Below are 5,161 nucleotides of genomic sequence, written 5' to 3'. Positions count from 1 at the left end.
CTCCGCGAGAAATCAAAGATGTAACCAACGATTGCTGAGCCAAGTTTAGGGTTTCTTAAAAACCCAAAGATGTTTGAACTGAAGAGTTTGATCATGGCTCAGATTGAACGCTGGCGGCAGGCCTAACACATGCAAGTCGAGCGGTAGAGAGAAGCTTGCTTCTCTTGAGAGCGGCGGACGGGTGAGTAATGCCTAGGAATCTGCCTGGTAGTGGGGGATAACGTTCGGAAACGGACGCTAATACCGCATACGTCCTACGGGAGAAAGCAGGGGACCTTCGGGCCTTGCGCTATCAGATGAGCCTAGGTCGGATTAGCTAGTTGGTGAGGTAATGGCTCACCAAGGCGACGATCCGTAACTGGTCTGAGAGGATGATCAGTCACACTGGAACTGAGACACGGTCCAGACTCCTACGGGAGGCAGCAGTGGGGAATATTGGACAATGGGCGAAAGCCTGATCCAGCCATGCCGCGTGTGTGAAGAAGGTCTTCGGATTGTAAAGCACTTTAAGTTGGGAGGAAGGGTTGTAGATTAATACTCTGCAATTTTGACGTTACCGACAGAATAAGCACCGGCTAACTCTGTGCCAGCAGCCGCGGTAATACAGAGGGTGCAAGCGTTAATCGGAATTACTGGGCGTAAAGCGCGCGTAGGTGGTTTGTTAAGTTGGATGTGAAATCCCCGGGCTCAACCTGGGAACTGCATTCAAAACTGACTGACTAGAGTATGGTAGAGGGTGGTGGAATTTCCTGTGTAGCGGTGAAATGCGTAGATATAGGAAGGAACACCAGTGGCGAAGGCGACCACCTGGACTGATACTGACACTGAGGTGCGAAAGCGTGGGGAGCAAACAGGATTAGATACCCTGGTAGTCCACGCCGTAAACGATGTCAACTAGCCGTTGGGAGCCTTGAGCTCTTAGTGGCGCAGCTAACGCATTAAGTTGACCGCCTGGGGAGTACGGCCGCAAGGTTAAAACTCAAATGAATTGACGGGGGCCCGCACAAGCGGTGGAGCATGTGGTTTAATTCGAAGCAACGCGAAGAACCTTACCAGGCCTTGACATCCAATGAACTTTCTAGAGATAGATTGGTGCCTTCGGGAACATTGAGACAGGTGCTGCATGGCTGTCGTCAGCTCGTGTCGTGAGATGTTGGGTTAAGTCCCGTAACGAGCGCAACCCTTGTCCTTAGTTACCAGCACGTTATGGTGGGCACTCTAAGGAGACTGCCGGTGACAAACCGGAGGAAGGTGGGGATGACGTCAAGTCATCATGGCCCTTACGGCCTGGGCTACACACGTGCTACAATGGTCGGTACAGAGGGTTGCCAAGCCGCGAGGTGGAGCTAATCCCATAAAACCGATCGTAGTCCGGATCGCAGTCTGCAACTCGACTGCGTGAAGTCGGAATCGCTAGTAATCGCGAATCAGAATGTCGCGGTGAATACGTTCCCGGGCCTTGTACACACCGCCCGTCACACCATGGGAGTGGGTTGCACCAGAAGTAGCTAGTCTAACCTTCGGGAGGACGGTTACCACGGTGTGATTCATGACTGGGGTGAAGTCGTAACAAGGTAGCCGTAGGGGAACCTGCGGCTGGATCACCTCCTTAATCGACGACATCAGCTGCTCCATAAGTTCCCACACGAATTGCTTGATTCATTGAAGAAGACGATAAAGAAGCAGCCCGAAATTGGGTCTGTAGCTCAGTTGGTTAGAGCGCACCCCTGATAAGGGTGAGGTCGGCAGTTCGAATCTGCCCAGACCCACCAATTTTGTGTGGGAAACGCCTGTAGAAATACGGGGCCATAGCTCAGCTGGGAGAGCGCCTGCCTTGCACGCAGGAGGTCAACGGTTCGATCCCGTTTGGCTCCACCACTAACTGCTTCTGTCTTGAAAGCTTAGAAATGAGCATTCCATCATTGTGATGGTGAATGTTGATTTCTAGTCTTTGATTAGATCGTTCTTTAAAAATTTGGGTATGTGATAGAAAGATAGACTGAACGTTACTTTCACTGGTAACGGATCAGGCTAAGGTAAAATTTGTGAGTTCTCTTAATTGAGAAATTCGAATTTTCGGCGAATGTCGTCTTCACAGTATAACCAGATTGCTTGGGGTTATATGGTCAAGTGAAGAAGCGCATACGGTGGATGCCTTGGCAGTCAGAGGCGATGAAAGACGTGGTAGCCTGCGAAAAGCTTCGGGGAGTCGGCAAACAGACTTTGATCCGGAGATGTCTGAATGGGGGAACCCAGCCATCATAAGATGGTTATCTTGTACTGAATACATAGGTGCAAGAGGCGAACCAGGGGAACTGAAACATCTAAGTACCCTGAGGAAAAGAAATCAACCGAGATTCCCTTAGTAGTGGCGAGCGAACGGGGACTAGCCCTTAAGTGGCTTTGAGATTAGCGGAACGCTCTGGAAAGTGCGGCCATAGTGGGTGATAGCCCTGTACGCGAAAATCTCTTAGTCATGAAATCGAGTAGGACGGAGCACGAGAAACTTTGTCTGAATATGGGGGGACCATCCTCCAAGGCTAAATACTACTGACTGACCGATAGTGAACTAGTACCGTGAGGGAAAGGCGAAAAGAACCCCGGAGAGGGGAGTGAAATAGATCCTGAAACCGTATGCGTACAAGCAGTGGGAGCCCACTTTGTTGGGTGACTGCGTACCTTTTGTATAATGGGTCAGCGACTTATTTTCAGTGGCGAGCTTAACCGAATAGGGGAGGCGTAGCGAAAGCGAGTCTTAATAGGGCGTCTAGTCGCTGGGAATAGACCCGAAACCGGGCGATCTATCCATGGGCAGGTTGAAGGTTGGGTAACACTAACTGGAGGACCGAACCGACTACCGTTGAAAAGTTAGCGGATGACCTGTGGATCGGAGTGAAAGGCTAATCAAGCTCGGAGATAGCTGGTTCTCCTCGAAAGCTATTTAGGTAGCGCCTCATGTATCACTGTAGGGGGTAGAGCACTGTTTCGGCTAGGGGGTCATCCCGACTTACCAAACCGATGCAAACTCCGAATACCTACAAGTGCCGAGCATGGGAGACACACGGCGGGTGCTAACGTCCGTCGTGAAAAGGGAAACAACCCAGACCGTCAGCTAAGGTCCCAAAGTTATGGTTAAGTGGGAAACGATGTGGGAAGGCTTAGACAGCTAGGAGGTTGGCTTAGAAGCAGCCACCCTTTAAAGAAAGCGTAATAGCTCACTAGTCGAGTCGGCCTGCGCGGAAGATGTAACGGGGCTCAAACCATACACCGAAGCTACGGGTATCACGTAAGTGATGCGGTAGAGGAGCGTTCTGTAAGCCTGTGAAGGTGAGTTGAGAAGCTTGCTGGAGGTATCAGAAGTGCGAATGCTGACATGAGTAACGACAATGGGTGTGAAAAACACCCACGCCGAAAGACCAAGGTTTCCTGCGCAACGTTAATCGACGCAGGGTTAGTCGGTCCCTAAGGCGAGGCTGAAAAGCGTAGTCGATGGAAAACAGGTTAATATTCCTGTACTTCTGGTTATTGCGATGGAGGGACGGAGAAGGCTAGGCCAGCTTGGCGTTGGTTGTCCAAGTTTAAGGTGGTAGGCTGGAATCTTAGGTAAATCCGGGATTCTAAGGCCGAGAGCTGATGACGAGTTAACTTTTAGTTAACGAAGTGGTTGATGCCATGCTTCCAAGAAAAGCTTCTAAGCTTCAGGTAACCAGGAACCGTACCCCAAACCGACACAGGTGGTTGGGTAGAGAATACCAAGGCGCTTGAGAGAACTCGGGTGAAGGAACTAGGCAAAATGGCACCGTAACTTCGGGAGAAGGTGCGCCGGTGAGGGTGAAGGACTTGCTCCGTAAGCTCATGCCGGTCGAAGATACCAGGCCGCTGCGACTGTTTATTAAAAACACAGCACTCTGCAAACACGAAAGTGGACGTATAGGGTGTGACGCCTGCCCGGTGCCGGAAGGTTAATTGATGGGGTTAGCTAACGCGAAGCTCTTGATCGAAGCCCCGGTAAACGGCGGCCGTAACTATAACGGTCCTAAGGTAGCGAAATTCCTTGTCGGGTAAGTTCCGACCTGCACGAATGGCGTAACGATGGCGGCGCTGTCTCCACCCGAGACTCAGTGAAATTGAAATCGCTGTGAAGATGCAGTGTATCCGCGGCTAGACGGAAAGACCCCGTGAACCTTTACTATAGCTTTGCACTGGACTTTGAATTTGCTTGTGTAGGATAGGTGGGAGGCTTTGAAGCGTGGACGCCAGTTCGCGTGGAGCCATCCTTGAAATACCACCCTGGCAACTTTGAGGTTCTAACTCAGGTCCGTTATCCGGATCGAGGACAGTGTATGGTGGGTAGTTTGACTGGGGCGGTCTCCTCCTAAAGAGTAACGGAGGAGTACGAAGGTGCGCTCAGACCGGTCGGAAATCGGTCGTAGAGTATAAAGGCAAAAGCGCGCTTGACTGCGAGACAGACACGTCGAGCAGGTACGAAAGTAGGTCTTAGTGATCCGGTGGTTCTGTATGGAAGGGCCATCGCTCAACGGATAAAAGGTACTCCGGGGATAACAGGCTGATACCGCCCAAGAGTTCATATCGACGGCGGTGTTTGGCACCTCGATGTCGGCTCATCACATCCTGGGGCTGAAGCCGGTCCCAAGGGTATGGCTGTTCGCCATTTAAAGTGGTACGCGAGCTGGGTTTAGAACGTCGTGAGACAGTTCGGTCCCTATCTGCCGTGGACGTTTGAGATTTGAGAGGGGCTGCTCCTAGTACGAGAGGACCGGAGTGGACGAACCTCTGGTGTTCCGGTTGTCACGCCAGTGGCATTGCCGGGTAGCTATGTTCGGAATAGATAACCGCTGAAAGCATCTAAGCGGGAAACTAGCCTCAAGATGAGATCTCACTGGAACCTTGAGTTCCCTGAAGGGCCGTCGAAGACTACGACGTTGATAGGTTGGGTGTGTAAGCGCTGTGAGGCGTTGAGCTAACCAATACTAATTGCCCGTGAGGCTTGACCATATAACACCCAAGCAATTTGAGTCGAAAGGCCAGATTGCGGTGTGTGAAGACGAAATGAACCGAAAGTTCGACGTTCACAAAACACCGACAGCTATCACATACCCAATTTGCTGAAGCGAGGCCAGCTGGCCGCGACTCAGTACCC

The 5,161-nt window shown here is 51.4% G+C and carries 2 tRNA genes and 2 rRNA genes; all 4 read left to right on the top strand.

Annotated features, from left to right (window positions below):
* Window positions 1–75: 75 nt before the first annotated feature.
* Window positions 76–1,612: ribosomal RNA gene (locus M5B43_RS27090) — 16S ribosomal RNA — on the top strand.
* A gap of 83 nt (window positions 1,613–1,695) precedes the next feature.
* Window positions 1,696–1,772: transfer RNA gene (locus M5B43_RS27085), tRNA-Ile, on the top strand.
* A 30-nt stretch (window positions 1,773–1,802) separates the two neighbouring features.
* Window positions 1,803–1,878, top strand: a tRNA-Ala gene (locus M5B43_RS27080).
* A 246-nt stretch (window positions 1,879–2,124) separates the two neighbouring features.
* Window positions 2,125–5,016 (top strand): 23S ribosomal RNA (locus tag M5B43_RS27075).
* Together the 16S and 23S rRNA genes with 2 tRNA genes alongside form the textbook arrangement of a ribosomal RNA operon.
* The last annotated feature ends 145 nt before the right edge of the window (window positions 5,017–5,161 follow it).

It is taken from the genome of Pseudomonas sp. MWU15-20650 (assembly GCF_023242475.1).
In the GTDB taxonomy this organism is placed as follows: domain Bacteria; phylum Pseudomonadota; class Gammaproteobacteria; order Pseudomonadales; family Pseudomonadaceae; genus Aquipseudomonas.
Note: the sequence above shows the minus strand (reverse complement) of the source record. Positions and strands in the feature narration are given on the sequence as shown.